Below are 18,901 nucleotides of genomic sequence, written 5' to 3'. Positions count from 1 at the left end.
GGACGCCCCGTGTCAGTTTTGCGGTGCGTTGTCACCAGTCTTGAGGAACTGCAGGAAGCCGGGGTCCGTGTAGGCGTCGGTCGGCAAGGTGTCGGTGAGCAATGCGGCGTCGACTTCAGCCAGTTCGCTGGCGCGGTTGTCGTTCTGCACGACGTAAATGGCCAGCAGCCCGGCCACCAGAGCCAGCAACGGCAGCATGGCACCCAGCCGGGCCCACAGCCCGGGCTCATCCTGTCCACCCAATTGGAGCGCGCCTGCGCGCCCCGACCGCACGCTGCTCACCGTGCTCACCGCCGGCGCGAACGCCGCCACCTTGCGACGCGCCACGGCTTGCTGCCGGGCCACGCGCAGACGCTCCGCGATGTCGTGGTCCAGATTGGTGCAGGATTCCGACAGACGGCCCGCAATCAAGCTGCCGAGGCGGTCGGTCGACATGGTGATGGAAGGTGCTTGCTTCATAGGTGGATTCCTTTGGCCGTCAGGGCGCGACTCAGGCTGGCGACGGCACGCGAGCAATGGGTTTTGACACTCCCTTCGGAGCAGCCCATGGCAGCGGCCGTCTCCGCGACGTCCATTTCTTCCCAGTAACGCAGCAAAAATGCCTCGCGTTGACGTCCCGGCAGTCTCTGGATCTCGCTTTCGATCTCCCGCAGGATCTGTGCCCGGCGCGTGCTGTCCTCCGCGCTCTCGTGACCTTCCCTGCCGTCCTGCGGCGTCAAGGCTTCCAGCAGGTCGAAATCGCCGTCTTCGCCGGCCGACTCGAAGTCGCTGAGGTTGGAAAACAGGGCGTTGCGCGTCTTCTGGCGCCGGAACCAGTCCAGTGTGCAGTTCGACAGGATGCGCTGGAACAAGAGGGGCAGTTCGCCCGGCGGCTTGTCGCCGTAGTGCTCGGCAAGCTTCATCATGCTGTCCTGCACGATGTCGAGCGCAGCTTCCTCGTTGCGCACGTGGTAGAGGCAACGCTTGAAAGCGCGTTTCTCCACCTCTTTGAGGAAGTCGGACAGTTCTTTGTCGGTGGCCAAGACGACTGTGGTGAGGCTGCGCAATCGCGGAGGGGCCGCGAGGAAAGCCAAAGATTATGGCATCGACGCAGGATGGCCCGAAAAATCGTTGATAATCCCCGCGCTCGTCAAAAAAGCAAACGGGCCACGATCCGGCGTTGCAAGCATCTCGCCCATGGTCCTGGCCTTAAGTCCCGACGGCTCTTCACAAGAGGGCGCGAAGGGGCACCCAAGGTATTTCGTCAGAGAAATTCGCAAAGGTTGATCATGGAAATCTCCAAAGCCGAAATGAAGTCGGCCGCCGCCGCATCCTCCCCGCTCGCGCAATCCGGCCCCCAGGAACTCATGGGCGCCGAAATCCTCGTCAAGGCCCTGCAGGCCGAGAACGTCAAGCACGTCTGGGGCTACCCCGGTGGCGCGGTGCTCTACATCTACGACGCCTTCTACAAACAGGACAGCATCCAGCACATCCTGGTGCGCCATGAGCAGGCCGCCGTGCATGCGGCCGACGGCTATGCACGCGCCACGGGCGACGTGGGCGTCGCCCTCGTGACCTCGGGCCCTGGCGTGACCAATGCCGTGACCGGCATCGCCACGGCCTACATGGACAGCATCCCGATGGTGATCATCACGGGCCAGGTACCGACGCCGGCGATCGGCCTCGATGCCTTCCAGGAGTGCGACACGGTCGGCATCACGCGCCCCATCGTCAAGCACAACTTCCTGGTCAAGGACGTGCGCGATCTAGCCGCGACGGTCAAGAAGGCCTTCCACATCGCGCGCACCGGGCGGCCCGGCCCGGTCGTGGTCGACATCCCCAAGGACGTCTCGTTCAAGAAGGCGCTGTACAGCGGCTATCCCGAAACCGTGGAGATGCGCTCGTACAACCCCGTGCGCAAGGGCCACGGCGGCCAGATCCGCAAGGCCTTGCAGCTGCTGCTGACGGCCAAGCGTCCTTACATCTACACCGGCGGCGGCGTGCTGCTGTCCAACGCGACCAACGAACTGCGCACGCTGGTCGACATGCTGGGCTACCCCGTCACGAACACGCTGATGGGCCTGGGCGCCTACCCGGCATCGGACCGCAAGTTCCTGGGCATGCTGGGCATGCACGGCACGCTGGAAGCCAACAACGCGATGCAGAACTGCGACGTGCTGCTGGCCGTGGGCGCGCGCTTCGACGACCGCGTGATCGGCAACCCCAAGCACTTCGCGCAGAACGAACGCAAGATCATCCACATCGACATCGACCCGTCGAGCATCTCCAAGCGCGTGCGCGTGGACATTCCCATCGTGGGCGATGTCAAGGACGTGCTGACCGAGCTGATCGCCATGATCCGCGAGTCCGAGACCAAGCCCGACAGCGGCGCGCTGGCCAGCTGGTGGGAACAGATCGAGGTCTGGCGCAAGCGCGACTGCCTCAAGTACAACCGTGGCGCCACCGACGTCATCAAGCCGCAGTTCGTCATCGAGACGCTGTGGAACATGACCAAGGACGTGGAAACCTACGTCACCTCCGACGTCGGCCAACACCAGATGTGGGCCGCGCAGTACTACCGTTTCGACGAGCCGCGCCGCTGGATCAATTCGGGGGGGCTCGGAACCATGGGCGTGGGCATTCCCTATGCCATGGGCATCAAGCTCGCCAAGCCCGAGGCCGAGGTGTTCTGCGTCACGGGCGAAGGCTCGGTGCAGATGTGCATCCAGGAACTCTCGACCTGCCTGCAGTACAACACGCCGATCAAGATCCTCTCGCTCAACAACCGCTACCTGGGCATGGTGCGCCAGTGGCAGGAGATCGAGTACTCCAGCCGCTACAGCAGCAGCTACATGGATGCGCTGCCCAACTTCGTGAAGCTGGCCGAGGCCTACGGCCACGTGGGCATGCTGATCGAGCGCGCGCAGGACGTGGAACCGGCGCTGCGCGAGGCGCGCAAGCTCAAGGACCGCACGGTGTTCATGGACTTCCGGACCGACCCGACGGAGAACGTGTTCCCCATGGTCCAGGCCGGTAAGGGCATCACCGAGATGCTGCTGGGCTCGGAAGACCTTTGACCAGGCGATAAGTCGGCCTGCTGCGCAGGCGCGACCACTTTTTCAAACGACGAATCTATTGCCCGCCGAGCCCGCGCATTACCGTGCGCGGGGGAGGGCGGCGAAAAGAGGAATCTGCATCCATGAAACACATCATCGCAGTGCTGCTGGAGAACGAAGCCGGCGCACTTTCCCGCGTCGTCGGCCTGTTTTCGGCCCGCGGCTACAACATCGAATCGCTGACCGTGGCGCCGACCGAGGACGCCAGCCTGTCGCGCATGACCATCCAGACCACGGGTTCGGACGACGTGATCGAGCAGATCACCAAACACCTGAACCGGCTCATCGAGGTCGTCAAGGTCGTCGACCTGACCGAGGGCGCCTACACCGAGCGCGAGCTCATGATGGTCAAGGTGCGCGCGGTCGGCAAGGAGCGCGAGGAGATGAAGCGCATGGCCGACATCTTCCGCGGCCGCATCATCGACGTGACCGAAAAGAGCTACACCATCGAGCTCACCGGCGACCAGGGCAAGAACGACGCCTTCCTCGAAGCCATCGAGCGCAGCGCCATCCTGGAGACCGTGCGCACCGGCGCCAGCGGCATCGGCCGCGGCGAGCGCATCCTGCGCGTCTGACATCACGCATCCGCGCGCGCCTGCTGGCAGGCTCGGCGTGGGCGGATCGCGACATTGCGAGGCTGCCGTCGGCAATTCGCCTGAACCATTTGGAGCAAGACAATGAAGGTTTTCTACGACAAGGACTGTGACCTCTCCCTGATCAAGGGCAAGACCGTCACCATCATCGGCTACGGCAGCCAAGGCCATGCGCACGCGCAGAACCTGAACGACAGCGGCGTCAAGGTGCTGGTCGGCCTGCGCAAGGGCGGTGCTTCCTGGAGCAAGGTCGAGAAGGCCGGCCTGCAGGTCGCCGAAGTCGCCGAAGCCGTCAAGGCCGCCGACGTCGTCATGATCCTGCTGCCCGACGAGCAGATCGCCCAGGTCTACAAGAACGACGTGGCCCCCCACATCAAGCAGGGCGCCTCGCTGGTGTTCGCCCACGGCTTCAACGTGCACTACGGCTTCGTGCAGCCGCGCGCCGACCTGGACGTCTGGATGGTCGCGCCCAAGGCCCCCGGCCACACCGTGCGCGGTACGTACACCCAGGGTGGCGGCGTGCCCCACCTCGTGGCGGTGCACCAGGACAAGTCGGGCAAGGCACGTGACCTGGCCCTGTCCTACGCCATGGCCAACGGCGGCGGCCGCGCCGGCATCATCGAGACCAACTTCCGCGAAGAAACCGAGACCGACCTGTTCGGCGAGCAGGCCGTTCTGTGCGGTGGCACCGTCGAGCTGATCAAGGCCGGCTTCGAAACGCTGGTGGAAGCCGGCTACGCGCCCGAGATGGCCTACTTCGAGTGCCTGCACGAGCTCAAGCTCATCGTGGACCTGATCTACGAAGGCGGCATCGCCAACATGAACTACTCGATCTCGAACAACGCCGAGTACGGCGAGTACGTCACGGGCCCGCGCATCGTGACCGACGAGACCAAGAAAGTCATGAAGCAGGTCTTGAAGGACATCCAGACCGGCGAATACGCCAAGAGCTTCGTGCTCGAAGCCGCTGCCGGCCAGCCCGCGCTGATCAGCCGCCGCCGCCTGAACGCCGAGCACCAGATCGAAGTGGTGGGCGAGCAACTGCGCGCCATGATGCCCTGGATCAAGAAGAACAAGCTGGTCGACCAGACCCGCAACTGAGCGCGATTGCACGCGTCTCGCAAGGCCACTTCGGTGGCCTTTTTCATGCGTGGCCGTCCACTACACTTGCGGCCCTATGCATGATGGCAATGAATCCGCGCTGGTGGTTCAGGACGAGCCCATGCCGCGCAAGCGGCGCAAGGGCATCTACGTCCTGCCGAACCTGTTCACGCTGGCGGCCCTGTTCGGTGGTTTCTATGCCGTCGTGATGGCCATGAACAATCGCTTCGACCTGGCAGCGGTCGGCGTGTTCTGCGCCATGGTGCTGGACAGCCTGGACGGCCGCGTGGCGCGCATGACCAACACCCAAAGCGCCTTTGGCGAGCAGATGGACTCGCTGTCCGACATGGTGTCCTTCGGCGCCGCACCGGCCCTGATCGCCTACGAATGGACGCTGCGCGAGGCCGGGCGCTGGGGCTGGATCGCGGCCTTCGTCTACTGTGCCTGCGCCGCGCTGCGCCTGGCGCGCTTCAACGTCAACACCGGCGTGGTCGACAAGCGCTGGTTCCAGGGCCTGCCGTCGCCGGCAGCGGCGGCCCTCGTCACAGGCTTCATCTGGCTCATGACCGAACTTGAGATCCCGCGCGCCGACGTGACCTGGATCATGTTCGTGCTCGCGCTGTATGCGGGCCTGACCATGGTGACCAATGTGCCGTTCTACAGCTTCAAGGACGTGCAGATGAAAAAGAGCGTGCCCTTCGTCGTGATCGTGCTGATCGCGCTGGGCATCGCCATCGTCAACATCCACCCGCCCATCGTGATGTTCGGCCTGTTCGTGCTGTACGGGCTCAGCGGCTATGCCGTTTACGCCTGGCGCAAGGCCAAGGGCCGGCCGACCAGTGTGATCAGCACCTCGACCGACGAGCCCGACGAGCGCGGCCTGCACAAATGAGACAGCCGCTCGCGCAGCGCCGCGCGCATCTGTGCTAGAGTGCGCGCCATGCAAAAGCTCGCGCTAGCCCTACTAATCATCCCCCACGGGCGGAGACGGTAGCGCGCGCGCACCTTTTGTCGAAACGGCCCGTTTGCACCAGCATCGGGCCGTTTTTCTTTTTGGGTTTGCTGGTGCCTTTTGACCACTCTCGAGGATCCGCATGATGTTGAAGAACCCCGCCAGCAAGTACGCCGCCTTTCAACCGGTGCGTCTGACGGACCGCACCTGGCCCGATGCCGTCATCACCCAGGCGCCGATCTGGCTGTCCACCGACCTGCGCGATGGCAACCAGGCGCTGATCGAGCCCATGGACGGTGCGCGCAAGCTGCAGATGTTCCAGGCGCTCGTGAAGATCGGCTTCAAGGAGATCGAGGTCGGCTTCCCCTCGGCCTCGCAGACCGAGTTCGACTTCGTGCGCAAGCTCATCGAGGAAGACCTGATCCCCGAGGACGTCACGATCCAGGTGCTGACCCAGGCGCGCGAGCACCTCATCGAGCGCACCTTCGAATCACTGAAAGGCGCCAAGCGCGCCATCGTTCACCTGTACAACGCCTGCGCACCCATCATGCGCCGCGTGGTGCTGGGCACGGACGAGGACGGCATCGTTGAGCTCGCCACGTCGCAGGCCCGCTTGTTCCAGGAACTGGCGGCGCGCCAGCCCGAAACGCAGTGGACCTTCCAGTACTCGCCCGAGATGTTCTCCGGCACCGAGCTCGCGTTCTCCAAGCGCGTCGTCGATGCCGTGACGGAAGTCTGGCAGCCCACGCCCGAGCGCAAGTGCATCATCAACCTGCCGTCCACCGTGGAGCACTCCACGCCCAACATCTTCGCGGACATGATCGAGTGGATGCACCGCAACCTCGCGCGCCGCGATGCCATCGTGCTGTCCGTGCACCCGCACAACGACCGCGGCACCGGCACGGCGGCCGCCGAATTCGCCGTGATGGCCGGTGCCGACCGCCTGGAAGGCTGCCTGTTCGGCAATGGCGAGCGCACCGGCAACCTCGACGTGGTCAACGTCGCGCTGAACCTCTACACGCAAGGCGTGTCGCCGGGCCTGGACTTCTCGGAAATCGATGAGATCCGCCGCGTGGTCGAGCACTGCAACCAGCTGCCCGTGCACCCGCGCCATCCCTATGTGGGTGACCTGGTCTACACCTCGTTCTCGGGCTCGCACCAGGACGCGATCAAGAAGGTCTTCTCCGCACGCAAGGAAGGCGACGTCTGGAACGTGCCCTACCTGCCGATCGACCCCAAGGACCTCGGCCGCACCTACGAGGCCGTGATCCGCGTGAACAGCCAGTCGGGCAAGGGCGGCATCTCCTACCTGCTCGAGAGCGAGTTCGGCCTGGAGTTGCCGCGCCGCCTGCAGATCGAGTTCAGCCAGGTGGTGCAGGGCGTCATGGACGCCGAGGGCAAGGAGCTCACGGCGCACGACCTCTGGACGCTGTTCGAGAAGGAGTACGGCCTGCACGACGTGGCCGCACCCCAGCATCGTCTCCACGAGCAGCGCGGTGCCAACGGCGCGACCGAGGTCGAGCTCTCGGCCGACCTGGTCTACGGCGGCAAAGCGGTGCGGGTCCAGGGCCGCGGCACCGGCCCGATCGACGCCTTCGTCGACGGCTTGCAGCAGGCCACGGGCCGCAGCGTGCGCGTGATGGACTACCACGAGCACGCCATCGGTGCCGGCGCCAACGCCAAGGCCGTGGCCTACCTCGAACTGCGCGTGGACGATGGCCGCACCCTGTTCGGCGTGGGCATCGATGCGAACATCGTGTCGGCCTCGCTCAAGGCCATCTTGTCCGGACTGCAGCGTGGCACGCGCGGCGCGGACAATGTGGCCGCGGAGCCCGAAGCCGCAACGGCGCGCTGAGCCCGGGCCTGCACGACAAGGAGACCACGATGAGCGAGCAACTGATCATTTTCGACACCACCTTGCGCGACGGCGAGCAATCGCCGGGCGCCTCGATGACGCGCGACGAGAAACTGCGCATTGCGCGCCAGCTCGAGCGGCTCAAGGTCGACGTGATCGAGGCCGGTTTCGCGGCCAGTTCCAACGGGGACTTCGAGTGCGTGCAGGCGATCGCGCGCACGGTGCGCGAGTCGACCATCTGCTCGCTCTCGCGCGCCAACGACCGCGACATCGCGCGCTCGGCCGAGGCGCTCAAGGACGCGGCCCGCGCGCGCATCCATGTGTTCATCGCGACCTCGCCGCTGCACATGGAAAAGAAGCTGCGCATGACGCCCGACCAGGTGTTCGAGCAGGCGCGCCAGTCGGTGCGTTTCGCGCGCAACCTGGTCGGCGACATCGAGTTCAGCCCCGAGGACGGCTACCGCAGCGAGCCCGACTTCCTGTGCCGCGTGATCGAGGAGGTCATCAAGGAGGGCGCGACCACGATCAACGTGCCCGACACCGTGGGCTACGCGATTCCCGAGCTCTACGGCAATTTCATCAAGAACCTGCGCGAGCGCATTCCCAACAGCGACAAGGCCATCTGGTCCGTGCACTGCCACAACGACCTGGGCATGGCGGTTGCCAACTCGCTGGCTGGCGTGAAGATCGGCGGCGCGCGCCAGGTCGAGTGCACGATCAACGGCCTGGGCGAGCGCGCCGGCAACTGCTCGCTCGAAGAGATCGTGATGGCCGTGAAGACGCGCCGCGACTACTTCGGCCTGGACGTCAACATCGCCACCGAGCACATCGTGCCGGCCAGCCGCATGGTCAGCCAGACCACGGGCTTCGTGGTGCAGCCCAACAAGGCCGTGGTCGGCGCCAACGCCTTCGCCCATGCTTCGGGCATCCACCAGGACGGTGTGCTCAAGGCGCGCGACACCTACGAAATCATGCGCGCCGAAGACGTGGGCTGGAGCGCCAACAAGATCGTGCTGGGCAAGCTGTCGGGCCGCAACGCCTTCAAGCAACGCCTGCAGGACCTGGGCGTGCAGATGGAAAGCGAAGCCGACATCAACGCCGCCTTCGCGCGCTTCAAGGACCTGGCCGACCGCAAGAGCGAGATCTTCGACGAGGACATCCTGGCCCTGGTCAGCGAGGAGAGCGTGGCGCACGAGCAGGAGCAATACGTCTTCGTGTCGCTCAAGCAGCACAGCGAAACCGGCGAGCGGCCGCAGGCCGAGGTCGTGTTCACAGCCCAGGGCAAGGAGGTGCGCGGCAGCTCCGACGGCAACGGCCCGGTCGATGCCTCCCTCAAGGCCATCGAGTCGCACGTGAAGAGCGGCGCCGAGATGGTGCTGTACTCGGTCAACGCGATCAGCGGCTCGACCGAGAGCCAGGGTGAGGTCACGGTGCGGCTGCAGAACAGTGGCCGCGTGGTCAACGGCGTGGGGGCCGACCCGGACATCGTGGTGGCCTCGGCCAAGGCCTACCTGTCGGCGCTGAACAAGCTGCACAGCAAGGCCGAGCGCGTGGCCGCCCAGGGCTGAGCGCAGAGTCCCCAACAAAACGGCCTCCCGCGGGAGGCCGTTTGCGTTGGCGGGGCAGGGCGTTTACTCGACCTTGGCCTTGGACCGCAGCTCCTGCTGGAACTGGGCCATCTTCTGCTGCTGCAGTTGCTGGGCGATCTGCGGCTTGACCTGCTCGAGCGGCGGGAACTCCTGCTGGCGCTCGTCGTTCAGGCGGATGATGTGGTAGCCGAACTGGGTCTTGACCGGCACCTCGGTGGTCTGGCCCTTCTTGAGCGCCACGAGCGCGTCGCCGAACTCCTTCACGTAGCCGGCCGGATTGGCCCAACCCAGGTCGCCGCCGTTGGCGCCGGATCCGGGGTCCTTGGACTGCTTCTTGGCGATGTCTTCGAACTTCGCGCCCTTCTTGAGGCTGGCGATGATGGCCTTGGCGTCGGCTTCCTTCTCGACCAGGATGTGCTGAGCCTTGTACTCCTTGCCGTCGCTGGCGTTGGCGGCCTTGACCTTGTCGTACTCGGCCTGGATCTCGGCATCGGTCACCGGATGGGTCTTCTGGTAGTCCACGAGCAGCTCACGCACCAGCAGCGACTGGCGCGCGAACTCCATCTGGGCCTGGAAGTCGGGCGTGGCGTCCAGGCCGCGCTTCTGGGCTTCCTGCATGAAGATCTCGCGCATGATGATCTCTTCGCGCAGCTGGCCTTCCTGGTCGGGCGTGACCGGGCGGCCGGCGCGGGCCATCTGCTCGGCCAGCGCGTCCACGCGCGCCTTGGGCACGGCCTTGCCGTTGACGATGGCCACGTTCTGCGCCAGCGCGGGCAGGCTTGCGGCACCCAGCACGAGCGCAGCCGCAACTGCGGAATACAGGGACTTCTTCATGTTGCTTCCTTAAGGGTTTTGCGAGGGCAGGGCCTGGGATGGCGACGGGGTCGCGGCCGGGTGCACGGAAGGGAGGATGTCGATGGCTATGGCGTGCACGCCCTGGGTGATCATTTGGCGCAGCGGATCATACACAAGGCGGTGCTGCGCCACGCGCGACAGTCCGGCGAACTTCGGCGAGGCGATGCGCACCCGGAAATGCGTGCCCCAGGGCTGCGGGCCTGCCCCTGCATGGCCGGCATGGGCTGCGCTCTCGTCCAGCACCTCGAGCTGCGTGGGCGCCAGCGCCGCGCGCAGCGCCTGTGCCATCTCCGCGGCCGTGACCGTCATCGGCCGCGCTCCTTGGATTGGACCTCGACGACCTCGCTGTCCGACTTGAGGTAGCGCGAGACGTACAGGCCCTGGCCCACGATGAAGGCCAGCGGGAACACATAGCCCCAGAGCTTGAAATCGACCCAGGCGTCGGTGCTGAAGGCATAGGCCACGTAGCCGTTGATGACCGACATGAAGAGGCAATAGCTCACCCAGGCCCAGTTCAGCCGCATCCAGACCGCGTCGGGCAGTTCCAGCTGGCTGCCCAGCACCATCTTGAGGAAGTTCTTCTTGAACGCCCAGACCGTGACCGCCAGCGCGATCGCCATGGCCGCATACAGCACGGTGGGCTTCCACTTGATGAAGCGTTCGTCCTGCAGCACCAAGGTCAGGGTGCCGAACACCAGCACCAGCGCCAGCGTGGCCTTCTGCAGGGTCTGCAGCTTGCGTTCCAGCGCGTAGGTGACGCCCATCTGCACCACGGTGGCGGCCATCAGCACCGCCGTGCCCACGTAGATGCCGTAAAGCTTGTAGGCGCCGAAGAACAGCAGGATCGGCAGGAAATCGAGCAGGATCTTCATGGGCTCATTTGTCCTCGAACTGCAGCGAGGCCGAATTCATGCAGTAGCGCAGGCCGGTGGGGGCGGGGCCGTCCGGGAACACATGGCCCAGATGCGCGCCGCAGTTGGTGCAGACCGTCTCGGTGCGCACCATGCCGTGGCTGCGGTCCACGATCTCCTCGATCGCTCCGGGCACCGCCTGCGAGAAGCTGGGCCAGCCGCAGCCGGCGTCGAACTTGGTGCCGGAATCGAACAGCTTGGCGCCGCAGCAGACGCAGTGGTAGCTGCCGTCGGCCCAGTGCTGCTCGTACTTGCCGGTGTAGGGCCGCTCGGTCGCCGCGTGGCGGGTCACCTGGTAGGCCGCCGGTTCGGCGCCCTTCTCGGCCAGCAATGCACGCCATTCGGCGTCGGTCTTTTCAACGGGTCGGGTCATGAGGAGCAGCTGATCTCGATGGAAGAAGCCCAGTCGGGCGGGAAGTCGGCATCGGCATCGAAGCCGGGATGCTCGTCAAATGGGGTCCGCAGCAGGCGATGCAAGCGTTCGACCTCGGAGAAGTCTTTCTGCTGCGCACGCCGGATGGCCTGTTCGGCCAGGTGGTTGCGCAGCACGAACTTGGGGTTGACGCCCCGCATGCGCGCGCCGGCCTGCGCCAGATCCTGGCCGGCCATGCGGCGCTGGTACAGCACGGCCCAGTCGTCGAAGGCCGCGCCGTCCAGGAACAGGTCGCGCACGGGTGTCAGCACCATGCCGGCGGCCACGGCGTCCGACAGGCGGCGCCAGAAGATGGCGTGGTCCACGCGCTGGCGGGCCAGCAGCTGCAATGTGGATTCGACCAGCGCGCGGTCCTCGTCCAACGCCCGTGCCAGCCCCAGCTTGGCGCGCATGGCCGCTTCGAGAGCCTGCGGGAAATCGGTCTTGTAGGTCTCCAGCGCGGCCAGGGCCCGGTCCTGGTCTTCGATCAAGGGCAGCAGCGCCTGGCCCAGGCAGAACAGGTTCCAGTAGGCCACGTTGGGCTGGCGGTTGTAGGCGTAGCGGCCCTGGCTGTCGCTGTGGTTGCAGATGTGGCCGGGGTCGAAGGCGTCGAGGAACTGGAATGGCCCGTAGTCGATGGTCAGGCCCAGGATGCTCATGTTGTCGGTGTTCATGACCCCGTGGCAGAAACCCACGGCCTGCCATTGCGCGAGCAGGGCCGCGGTGCGCTGCGTCACGGTGCGCAGCAGCGCGGCATAGGCGTTGCCGTCGAAGTCCGCCGCCTGGTCACGGCACGCCGGGTAGTGGCGGTCGATCACATGGTCGGCCAGCGCGCGCAGCGACGCATGGTCGCCGCTGGCCGCGAAATGCTCGAAATGGCCGAAGCGGATGAAACTGGGCGCCACGCGCGTGACCACGGCCGCGGTCTCCAGCGTCTCGCGGCGCACCGGCGCGTCCGAGCCGGTCACGCACAGCGCGCGCGTGGTCGCGATGCCGAGGCCGGCCATGGCCTCGCTGCAGAGGAATTCGCGGATCGACGAGCGCAGCACGGCGCGGCCGTCGCCCATGCGCGAGTAGGGCGTGCGTCCGGCGCCCTTGAGCTGCAGCTCCTGGCCTGCGGCGGTCTCGCCGAGCACGATGGCGCGTCCATCGCCGAGCTGGCCGGCCCAGACGCCGAACTGGTGGCCGCTGTAGACCGTGGCATAGGGGGCGCTGTCGGGCAGCAGCGCGTTGCCCGTGAAGGCCTGCAGTGCGGCGTCCGAGGCGAACCAGTCGGCATCCAGGCCCAGCTGTGCGGCCAGCTCGGGATTGCGGCCGACCCAGTAGGGCGCGGGCAATGGCGTGGGCTGCAGGCGCGTGAGGAAGGCCGGGCCCAGGGCGGCAAAGCCTTCGCGCCAGGCGATGGGCGCGGGGTCGGCCAGGGCGGCGTCGGAAGGAGAGCGCATGGGCCGATTGTCGGTGACGCCGGGTAACCCCGGATGCCAGGGGCTACCGCGCCAGCCTCCACAGCCGCTCAACAGCCGATCTGCGCGCGGTACTGGGCCGGTGGCACGCCGAACCACCGCTTGCAGGCGCGGTGGAAATTGCTGCTGTCGCCATAGCCCAGCAGGTCGGACACATCGGCCAGGCTGTGGCGCTGCTCGGCCAGATACTGCTGCGCCAGCTCGTGGCGCGTGCTGTCCAGCAGGGCCTGGTAGGAGACCTGTTCTTCCTGCAGCCGGCGCTGCAGCGTGCGCTCGGCCAGGCCCAGGCCCTTGGCCACCACCTCACGCCGGGGCTCGCCCTGGTTCAGCAGACGCGCGATCTCGGCACGCACGCGGCTGGCCGTGCTCGTCTGGCCGAGTTGGGCCAGCTGTTTGTCGAGCAAGCCTTCCAGCATGCCGGCCAGCTCGGCGTCGTAGGTCGGGATCGGCCGGGCCAGATCGCTGTGCGCGATCAGCATGCGGTTGGCGGGCGCACCGAAACGGGGCGCGCAACCGAAGGCGGCACGCTGCGGCCGGTCGTCCGCGGGCGCCGGATCGGCCAATTCCACGCTCAGCGGATCGAACTCCTTGCGCGTGAGCCACTGGCACAGCATCAGCGTGGCCAGCATGGCGTATTCCACGCGCTGGCGCGGGATCGGCAGCGTGCCGCCCGTGTGGGCGGTCGTCAGCCAGCAGCCCCGCGCGTCGGGCTGCAGTGCGAAGGCCGTGGCGTCCGAGATCACGGCCATGTAGCGGGCCAGATGCCCCAGCGCCCGGCCCAGGTCCGGGCTGCAGCTCATCACATGGCCGACGGTGCCGGTGTTGCTGTGCGTGGCGGCCAGGCTGCGCTGCAGTCCCAGCGTGGGCTTGCCGGAGCGCGTCACCGCCAGCTGCCACAGCCGCGAGACCTGGTCCACCGGGATGCGGGCGTTGTGCCGGTGCAGCGTGGCCGCGTCGAACCCGGCGTCGCGCAGCAGCGCGGGCACGTCCAGCCCTTCGGACGCGAACATGGTCAGCACGCCGGCCAGCCAGGCGGCCGAACTCGTGCGCACGGGCAGGTAGGGGAGAGCGGTCCGCGTGGTTCCTGAAGTCATCGGTTTGGCGCGCTTGCGATAGCGGTGTTCGAGCAGGGCCCTCCTAGACTTTTCGCTGGCGACGGCCCGAGGCGGCGCAGTATGGACGAGGGTCCGCTGCACGCGCATTCCGAATAACCCCGAAGCACGGGACAAGGAGACCAGCATGCGGACAGGCTTTTTGGCGGCATTCCCGAGTGTGCAACGCACCACCGCGGTGCTGGTTCTGGGCGCCTGCGCGGCGCTGGCCGGCTGCGGCGGCTCCGACGACGACGCCCCCACCGTGCGCCGCACCGCGGCCGGCAAACTGCAGGGCGTGGACGACAGCGCGCGCAACGGCACCTGGGCCTGGAAGGGCGTGCGCTACGCCCAGCCGCCCGTGGGCGCGCTGCGCTGGCGTGCGCCGCTCGATCCCGCGCCCTGGACCGGCGTGCGCGCGGCCGACAGCTTCGGCCCGGCCTGCCTGCAGATCGGCCGCATGTTCGGCCCCGGCGCCAACAACCGCTTCGACGAGACCATCGCCACCACCATGGGGCAGCCGCTGGGCAGCGAGGACTGCCTCACGCTGAACATCTGGCGCCCGGCCACCAGCGACAGCAAGCTGCCCGTGCTGCTGTTCATCCACGGCGGCAGCAACATCTCGGGCTACACGGCCGACCCGCTCTACGACGGCGCCGCGCTGGCCAAGGCCGCCAACGCCGTGGTGGTCACGGCCAACTACCGGCTCGGCGTGTTGGGCTTCCTGAACCTCGCGCAACTCCATGTGGGCGGCAGCGCCGGCGACGATTCGGGCAACTTCGCGCTGCTGGACAACATGGCGGCGCTGCGCTGGTTGCGCACCAACGTTGCGGCCTTCGGTGGCGACGCCGACAACATCACGGTCTCGGGCGAATCCGCTGGCGCCAACAACGTGCTGGCCGTCATGACCTCGCCCATGGCCCGCGGCCTGTTCCACAAGATCGTGGCGCTGAGCGGCGGCATCTCGCTGGCCGGCAATCTGCCGTCCGGCACATCGCCCGCGCTGAGCCCGCTGGCGAGCTGGCAGGCGCAGGGCGAGGCCGTGCTGCTGAACCTGCTGGTGGCCGACGGCACGGCTGCCGACCTGGCCGCCGCGCGTGCCTACGTGGCCACGCGCACGGCCGCGCAGATCGCCGACTACCTGCGCGCCAAGGACGGCGCGACCGTGCTGACCACCGCGCTGGCCAAGGGCCTGAACACCGGCAACCCCATCCCCGACGGCACGGTGGTGCCGACCGACCCAATCGCCACCATCGCGGCCGGCCAGCATGTCAACGTGCCCGCGCTGATCGGCAACACGCGCGACGAGGGCAAGCTGTTCGGCGGCCTGCTGCCGCTGTTCGGGCTGCCCGCGGGCTACATCGTCGACGACGCGACGCGCTTCCTCATGATGGCGCGCTTCGACCCCGACGCCGCCACCACGCTCACCACCGCCGACATCGTCCACGCCGCCTACCTGCCCGTGGCCACACCGACGACGGGCTACGACGCGCGGACCGGCCTCATCACCAAACTGCTGTTCGAGGCCAACAGCCAGAACCTGCTGTCCACGCTGGCCACGCAGCAGCCCCAGCTGTGGCAGTACCGCTTCGACTGGGCGCAGGAGGCCTATCCCTGGAACGAGGTCTACGGCGCCGCCCATGCCTTCGACCTGGCCTTCCTGTTCGGCAACTTCGGTCCTTCGGTGGTCGGCCAGGTGATCGGCGGCAACGCCAACCGCGCGGGCCGGCTCGCGCTGTCCAACTCCATGATGGCCAGCCTGGGCGCCTTCATGCGCACGGGCAATCCGAACACTGCGGCGCTCGGCGCCACCTGGTCGCCCTGGCCATCCAAGCTGCTGCTGGACGCCACGCCGACCGCGCTCAACACCAGGGCACAGTGACCATCCGCGCAGCAAGGCGTAGGGGTAAATACCGAACGGTCGTGCGATTACGATGCTCGCCGTTCAAAACAAGCGTTACCGGGAGCCATGGCCATGCTGGGTCTGATGCAAAACCAACCCCTCTTGATCTCCTCGCTGATCGACTTCGCCGAGCGCCACCATGGCGACGGCGAGATCGTCTCGCGCCGCGTCGAGGGTGACCTCCACCGCTACACCTGGCGCGACGTCGCACGCCGCGCGCGCCAGGTCGCCAATGGCCTGGACGGCTGGGGCCTGGCGTTCAGCGACCGCGTCGCCACGCTGGCCTGGAACGGCTACCGCCATCTGGAGCTGTACTTCGGCGTGAGCGGCTCGGGCCGCGTGCTGCACACCATCAACCCGCGCCTGCATCCCGAGCAGATCGCCTGGATCGTCAACCACGCCGAAGACCAGGTGCTGTGCTTCGAGAGCAGCTTCCTGCCACTGGTGCAGGCCGTGCACGCCAAGTGCCCGACGGTCAAGCGCTGGGTCATGCTCTGCGCGGCCGACAGGCTGCCGGCCGACACCGGCATCCCCGGCCTGTTGAGCTACGACGCCTGGGTCGACGCGCAGTCTGCCGACTACATCTGGCCGCAGTTCGACGAGAACAGCGCCTCCAGCATGTGCTACACGAGCGGCACCACGGGCAACCCCAAGGGCGCGCTGTACAGCCACCGCTCCACCGTGCTGCACGCCTACGCCGCGGCGCTGCCCGACGTGATGGGCCTGAGCGCGCGCGACTCGGTGCTGCCCGTCGTGCCCATGTTCCACGTCAACGCCTGGGGCATTCCGTACTCGGCCGCGCTGACCGGCTGCAAGCTCGTGTTCCCCGGCCCGGCACTGGATGGCAAGTCGGTCTACGAGCTGCTGGAGGCCGAGAAGGTCACCTACGCCGCCGGCGTGCCCACGGTCTGGCAGATGCTGCTGCAGCACATGAAGCCGGCGGGCCTGAAGTTCTCCACGCTCAAGCGCACCGTCATCGGTGGCTCGGCCTGCCCGCCGGCCATGATCGACGCCTTCCGCGAAGACTACGGCGTGGAGGTGTTGCACGCCTGGGGCATGACCGAGATGTCGCCGCTCGGAACGCTGTGCACGCTCAAGAACAAGCACCTGGTGCTGCCCAAAGAGGAGCAGATGAAGATCCTGCTCAAGCAGGGCCGGGCCATCTACGGTGTGGACATGAAGATCGTCGGCGCCGACGGCACGGACCTGCCCTTCGACGGCAAGGCCGCCGGCGACCTGCTCGTGCGCGGCCCCTGGATCGTGGCCGAGTACTTCAAGGGCGAGGGCGGCGACCCGCTCGTGCGCGACGCCCAGGGCCGGGCCTGGTTTCCCACCGGCGACGTGGCCACCATCGACGCCGACGGCTTCATGCAAATCACCGACCGCAGCAAGGACGTGATCAAGTCGGGCGGCGAGTGGATCAGCTCCATCGACATCGAGAACATCGCGGTGGCGCACCCGGCCGTGGCCATGGCGGCCTGCATCGGCGTGTTCCATCCCAAGTGGGACGAACGGCCCATCGTGGTCGTCGTGAAGAAGCCCGGTGCCGAGGTCGGCCGCGACGAACTGCTCAAGTTCTACGAAGGCAAGACGGCCAAGTGGCAGATCCCGGACGACGTGGTCTTCGTCGATGCGATCCCGCTCGGCGCCACCGGCAAGATGCTCAAGACCCGCCTGCGCGAGCAGCTCAAGGACTACCGCCTGCCCGGCCTGTGATGCGGGGTGAGCCGCGCACGACAGCGCCTAGGGCAATCCCTCACGGGGCGCGAAACGAAGACTTGTAACCTGCCCCCACTTTTTTTAGAGACCACCAGGAGACGACCGAATGAAGCCAGTTGTACGACTCGTTGCAGCCTCCGTGCTGATGGCCTGTGCCGTGGGCGCCTTCGCCCAGAAGGGCGAGACGGTCAAGATTGCCTGGATCGACCCGCTGTCCGGCCTGATGGGCCCGGTGGGCAACAACCAGGTCAAGAGCTTCCAGTTCTTCGCCGAGAAGTTCAACCAGAACAACCCGGCCGGCGTGAAGTTCGAAGTCGTGCCCTTCGACAACAAGCTGAGCCCGGCCGAGAGCCTCAACGCGCTGAAGGCCGCGCTCGACCAGGGCGTGCGCTATGTCACCCAGGGCAACGGCTCCTCTGTCGCCGCCGCGCTGATCGACGCGATCGACAAGCACAACGCGCGCAACCCGGGCAAGGAGGTGATCTACCTCAACCATTCGGCCGTGGACCCGGACTTCACGAACAGCAAGTGCAACTACTGGCACTTCCGCTTCGACGCCGACACCTCCATGAAGCTGGAGGCGCTGACGAGCTACATGAAGGAACAGCCCGACGTCAAGAAGGTCTACCTGCTCAACCAGAACTACTCGCACGGCCACCAGGTCGCCAAGTTCGCCAAGGAGATCATGGCGCGCAAGCGGCCCGACGTGCAGTTCGTGGGCGAGGACCTGCACCCGCTGGCCCAGGTGCGCGACTTCGCGCCCTACATCGCCAAGATCAAGGCCTCGGGCGCCGACACCGTGATCACGGGCAACTGGGGCTCCGACCTCGCGCTGCTGATCAAGGCCGCCAACGAGGGCGGCTACAACGGCAAGTTCTATACCTACTACGCCGGCGTCACCGGCACGCCCACGGCCCTGGGCCAGGGCGGCGCGGGCCGCGTCTACCAGGTCGCCTACAACCACTACAACATGGGCGGCCAGATGGGCCAGTGGATGACGGAGTTCCAGACCAAGTTCAAGGACGACTTCTACACGGGCTCGGTGATCCACATCTACAACGCGCTGGGTGCAGCCATGGCCAAGGCCAAGTCCACCGACCCGGTCAAGGTGGCGGCGGCGATGGAGGGTCTGAAGTTCAAGAGCTTCAACGGCGACGTGGAGATCCGCAAGGCCGACCACCAGCTGCAGCAGCCGCTGTACCTCAGCGTCTGGCAGAAGGCCGACGCCAAGTTCCCCTACAGCCCCGAGAACACCGGCATGACGCTGGCACCGGTGCAGACCTTCGAGTCCTACGTGTCCAGCACCCCCACCAGCTGCCAGATGAAGCGGCCGGGTTGAACTGTGCGGTTCTGCGGGCGGCC

At 66.7% G+C, this 18,901-nt stretch carries 17 protein-coding genes; 9 read left to right on the top strand and 8 right to left on the bottom strand.

The features are described 5' to 3' along the window. Positions 1–12: 12 nt before the first annotated feature. Both IE209_RS26750 and IE209_RS26745 read right to left on the bottom strand, forming a co-directional pair. Positions 13–459 (bottom strand): DUF3619 family protein, encoded by a 447-nt coding sequence (locus IE209_RS26750; protein ID WP_189689925.1) that lies wholly within the window; start codon positions 457–459, stop codon positions 13–15. After that, positions 456–1,022 carry an RNA polymerase sigma factor gene (locus tag IE209_RS26745; protein ID WP_189689924.1) on the bottom strand — a complete coding sequence of 189 codons (567 nt, stop codon included), beginning with the start codon at positions 1,020–1,022 and terminating at the stop codon, positions 456–458. The genes IE209_RS26750 and IE209_RS26745 overlap by 4 nt, the downstream gene beginning before the upstream one ends. A gap of 246 nt (positions 1,023–1,268) precedes the next feature. Here IE209_RS26745 and IE209_RS26740 point away from each other — a divergent pair, with 246 nt between their 5' ends. From IE209_RS26740 to IE209_RS26715, 6 genes are all read left to right on the top strand, one after another. Then, positions 1,269–3,056: an acetolactate synthase 3 catalytic subunit gene (locus IE209_RS26740; protein WP_189689923.1), complete on the top strand. Its 1,788-nt coding sequence runs from the start codon at positions 1,269–1,271 to the stop codon at positions 3,054–3,056. Between the two features lie 122 nt (positions 3,057–3,178). Next, entirely contained in the window at positions 3,179–3,670 is a 492-nt protein-coding gene (ilvN, locus tag IE209_RS26735; protein ID WP_056900936.1) for an acetolactate synthase small subunit, read from the top strand. 102 nt (positions 3,671–3,772) lie between these two features. Then, on the top strand, positions 3,773–4,789 hold the full coding sequence (gene ilvC, locus IE209_RS26730) for a ketol-acid reductoisomerase (protein WP_056660222.1): 1,017 nt from the start codon (positions 3,773–3,775) through the stop codon (positions 4,787–4,789). Between the two features lie 76 nt (positions 4,790–4,865). Continuing rightward, a complete protein-coding gene (pssA, locus tag IE209_RS26725; protein WP_189689922.1) occupies positions 4,866–5,681 on the top strand; it encodes a CDP-diacylglycerol--serine O-phosphatidyltransferase in 816 nt (271 codons plus the stop codon). 205 nt (positions 5,682–5,886) lie between these two features. Then, on the top strand, positions 5,887–7,596 hold the full coding sequence (gene leuA, locus IE209_RS26720) for a 2-isopropylmalate synthase (RefSeq protein ID WP_189689921.1): 1,710 nt from the start codon (positions 5,887–5,889) through the stop codon (positions 7,594–7,596). A gap of 29 nt (positions 7,597–7,625) precedes the next feature. Next, positions 7,626–9,164, top strand: coding sequence for a 2-isopropylmalate synthase (locus tag IE209_RS26715; RefSeq protein ID WP_189689920.1), 1,539 nt, complete (start codon positions 7,626–7,628; stop codon positions 9,162–9,164). A 63-nt stretch (positions 9,165–9,227) separates the two neighbouring features. Here the strand turns inward: IE209_RS26715 and IE209_RS26710 are convergent, their stop codons facing one another. The 6 genes from IE209_RS26710 to IE209_RS26685 form a co-directional block, all read right to left on the bottom strand. After that, positions 9,228–10,019: a peptidylprolyl isomerase gene (locus IE209_RS26710; protein WP_189689919.1), complete on the bottom strand. Its 792-nt coding sequence runs from the start codon at positions 10,017–10,019 to the stop codon at positions 9,228–9,230. A 9-nt stretch (positions 10,020–10,028) separates the two neighbouring features. Continuing rightward, positions 10,029–10,349 (bottom strand): BolA family protein, encoded by a 321-nt coding sequence (locus IE209_RS26705; protein ID WP_189689918.1) that lies wholly within the window; start codon positions 10,347–10,349, stop codon positions 10,029–10,031. After that, positions 10,346–10,912 carry a septation protein A gene (locus IE209_RS26700; protein ID WP_189689917.1) on the bottom strand — a complete coding sequence of 189 codons (567 nt, stop codon included), beginning with the start codon at positions 10,910–10,912 and terminating at the stop codon, positions 10,346–10,348. Before IE209_RS26700 ends, IE209_RS26705 begins: the two co-directional genes overlap by 4 nt. 4 nt (positions 10,913–10,916) lie before the next feature. Then, positions 10,917–11,324, bottom strand: coding sequence for a peptide-methionine (R)-S-oxide reductase MsrB (gene msrB / locus IE209_RS26695; RefSeq protein ID WP_189689916.1), 408 nt, complete (start codon positions 11,322–11,324; stop codon positions 10,917–10,919). Next, on the bottom strand, positions 11,321–12,808 hold the full coding sequence (locus IE209_RS26690) for a protein adenylyltransferase SelO (protein ID WP_189689915.1): 1,488 nt from the start codon (positions 12,806–12,808) through the stop codon (positions 11,321–11,323). The genes msrB and IE209_RS26690 overlap by 4 nt, the downstream gene beginning before the upstream one ends. A gap of 68 nt (positions 12,809–12,876) precedes the next feature. Continuing rightward, positions 12,877–13,920: an AraC family transcriptional regulator gene (locus tag IE209_RS26685; protein WP_229883063.1), complete on the bottom strand. Its 1,044-nt coding sequence runs from the start codon at positions 13,918–13,920 to the stop codon at positions 12,877–12,879. A 145-nt stretch (positions 13,921–14,065) separates the two neighbouring features. Here IE209_RS26685 and IE209_RS26680 point away from each other — a divergent pair, with 145 nt between their 5' ends. The 3 genes from IE209_RS26680 to IE209_RS26670 all read left to right on the top strand — a co-directional run bounded on the left by IE209_RS26680 (position 14,066) and on the right by IE209_RS26670 (position 18,878). Continuing rightward, a complete protein-coding gene (locus IE209_RS26680) occupies positions 14,066–15,799 on the top strand; it encodes a carboxylesterase/lipase family protein (RefSeq protein WP_189689914.1) in 1,734 nt (577 codons plus the stop codon). 93 nt (positions 15,800–15,892) lie between these two features. Beyond that, positions 15,893–17,536 (top strand): 3-(methylthio)propionyl-CoA ligase, encoded by a 1,644-nt coding sequence (locus IE209_RS26675; RefSeq protein WP_189689965.1) that lies wholly within the window; start codon positions 15,893–15,895, stop codon positions 17,534–17,536. A 109-nt stretch (positions 17,537–17,645) separates the two neighbouring features. Beyond that, positions 17,646–18,878: a branched-chain amino acid ABC transporter substrate-binding protein gene (locus IE209_RS26670; RefSeq protein ID WP_189689913.1), complete on the top strand. Its 1,233-nt coding sequence runs from the start codon at positions 17,646–17,648 to the stop codon at positions 18,876–18,878. Positions 18,879–18,901: the final 23 nt, after the last annotated feature.

Source organism: Pseudorhodoferax aquiterrae (assembly GCF_014652235.1).
Classification (GTDB): domain Bacteria; phylum Pseudomonadota; class Gammaproteobacteria; order Burkholderiales; family Burkholderiaceae_C; genus Pseudorhodoferax; species Pseudorhodoferax aquiterrae.
This window is presented reverse-complemented; position numbering and strand designations above follow the sequence as displayed.

Excerpts from the sequence above, each read along its gene's own strand:
- IE209_RS26715 (WP_189689920.1), top strand. The coding sequence starts at position 7,626 with ATGAGCGAGCAACTGATCATTTTCGACACCACCTTGCGCGACGGCGAG.
- IE209_RS26680 (WP_189689914.1), top strand. The coding sequence starts at position 14,066 with ATGCGGACAGGCTTTTTGGCGGCATTCCCGAGTGTGCAACGCACCACC.
- msrB (WP_189689916.1), bottom strand. The coding sequence starts at position 11,324 with ATGACCCGACCCGTTGAAAAGACCGACGCCGAATGGCGTGCATTGCTG.
- leuA (WP_189689921.1), top strand. The coding sequence starts at position 5,887 with ATGTTGAAGAACCCCGCCAGCAAGTACGCCGCCTTTCAACCGGTGCGT.
- IE209_RS26710 (WP_189689919.1), bottom strand. The coding sequence starts at position 10,019 with ATGAAGAAGTCCCTGTATTCCGCAGTTGCGGCTGCGCTCGTGCTGGGT.
- IE209_RS26690 (WP_189689915.1), bottom strand. The coding sequence starts at position 12,808 with ATGCGCTCTCCTTCCGACGCCGCCCTGGCCGACCCCGCGCCCATCGCC.
- IE209_RS26685 (WP_229883063.1), bottom strand. The coding sequence starts at position 13,920 with ATGACTTCAGGAACCACGCGGACCGCTCTCCCCTACCTGCCCGTGCGC.
- IE209_RS26670 (WP_189689913.1), top strand. The coding sequence starts at position 17,646 with ATGAAGCCAGTTGTACGACTCGTTGCAGCCTCCGTGCTGATGGCCTGT.
- ilvC (WP_056660222.1), top strand. The coding sequence starts at position 3,773 with ATGAAGGTTTTCTACGACAAGGACTGTGACCTCTCCCTGATCAAGGGC.
- IE209_RS26750 (WP_189689925.1), bottom strand. The coding sequence starts at position 459 with ATGAAGCAAGCACCTTCCATCACCATGTCGACCGACCGCCTCGGCAGC.
- IE209_RS26700 (WP_189689917.1), bottom strand. The coding sequence starts at position 10,912 with ATGAAGATCCTGCTCGATTTCCTGCCGATCCTGCTGTTCTTCGGCGCC.
- IE209_RS26705 (WP_189689918.1), bottom strand. The coding sequence starts at position 10,349 with ATGACGGTCACGGCCGCGGAGATGGCACAGGCGCTGCGCGCGGCGCTG.
- pssA (WP_189689922.1), top strand. The coding sequence starts at position 4,866 with ATGCATGATGGCAATGAATCCGCGCTGGTGGTTCAGGACGAGCCCATG.
- IE209_RS26740 (WP_189689923.1), top strand. The coding sequence starts at position 1,269 with ATGGAAATCTCCAAAGCCGAAATGAAGTCGGCCGCCGCCGCATCCTCC.
- IE209_RS26675 (WP_189689965.1), top strand. The coding sequence starts at position 15,893 with ATGCTGGGTCTGATGCAAAACCAACCCCTCTTGATCTCCTCGCTGATC.
- ilvN (WP_056900936.1), top strand. The coding sequence starts at position 3,179 with ATGAAACACATCATCGCAGTGCTGCTGGAGAACGAAGCCGGCGCACTT.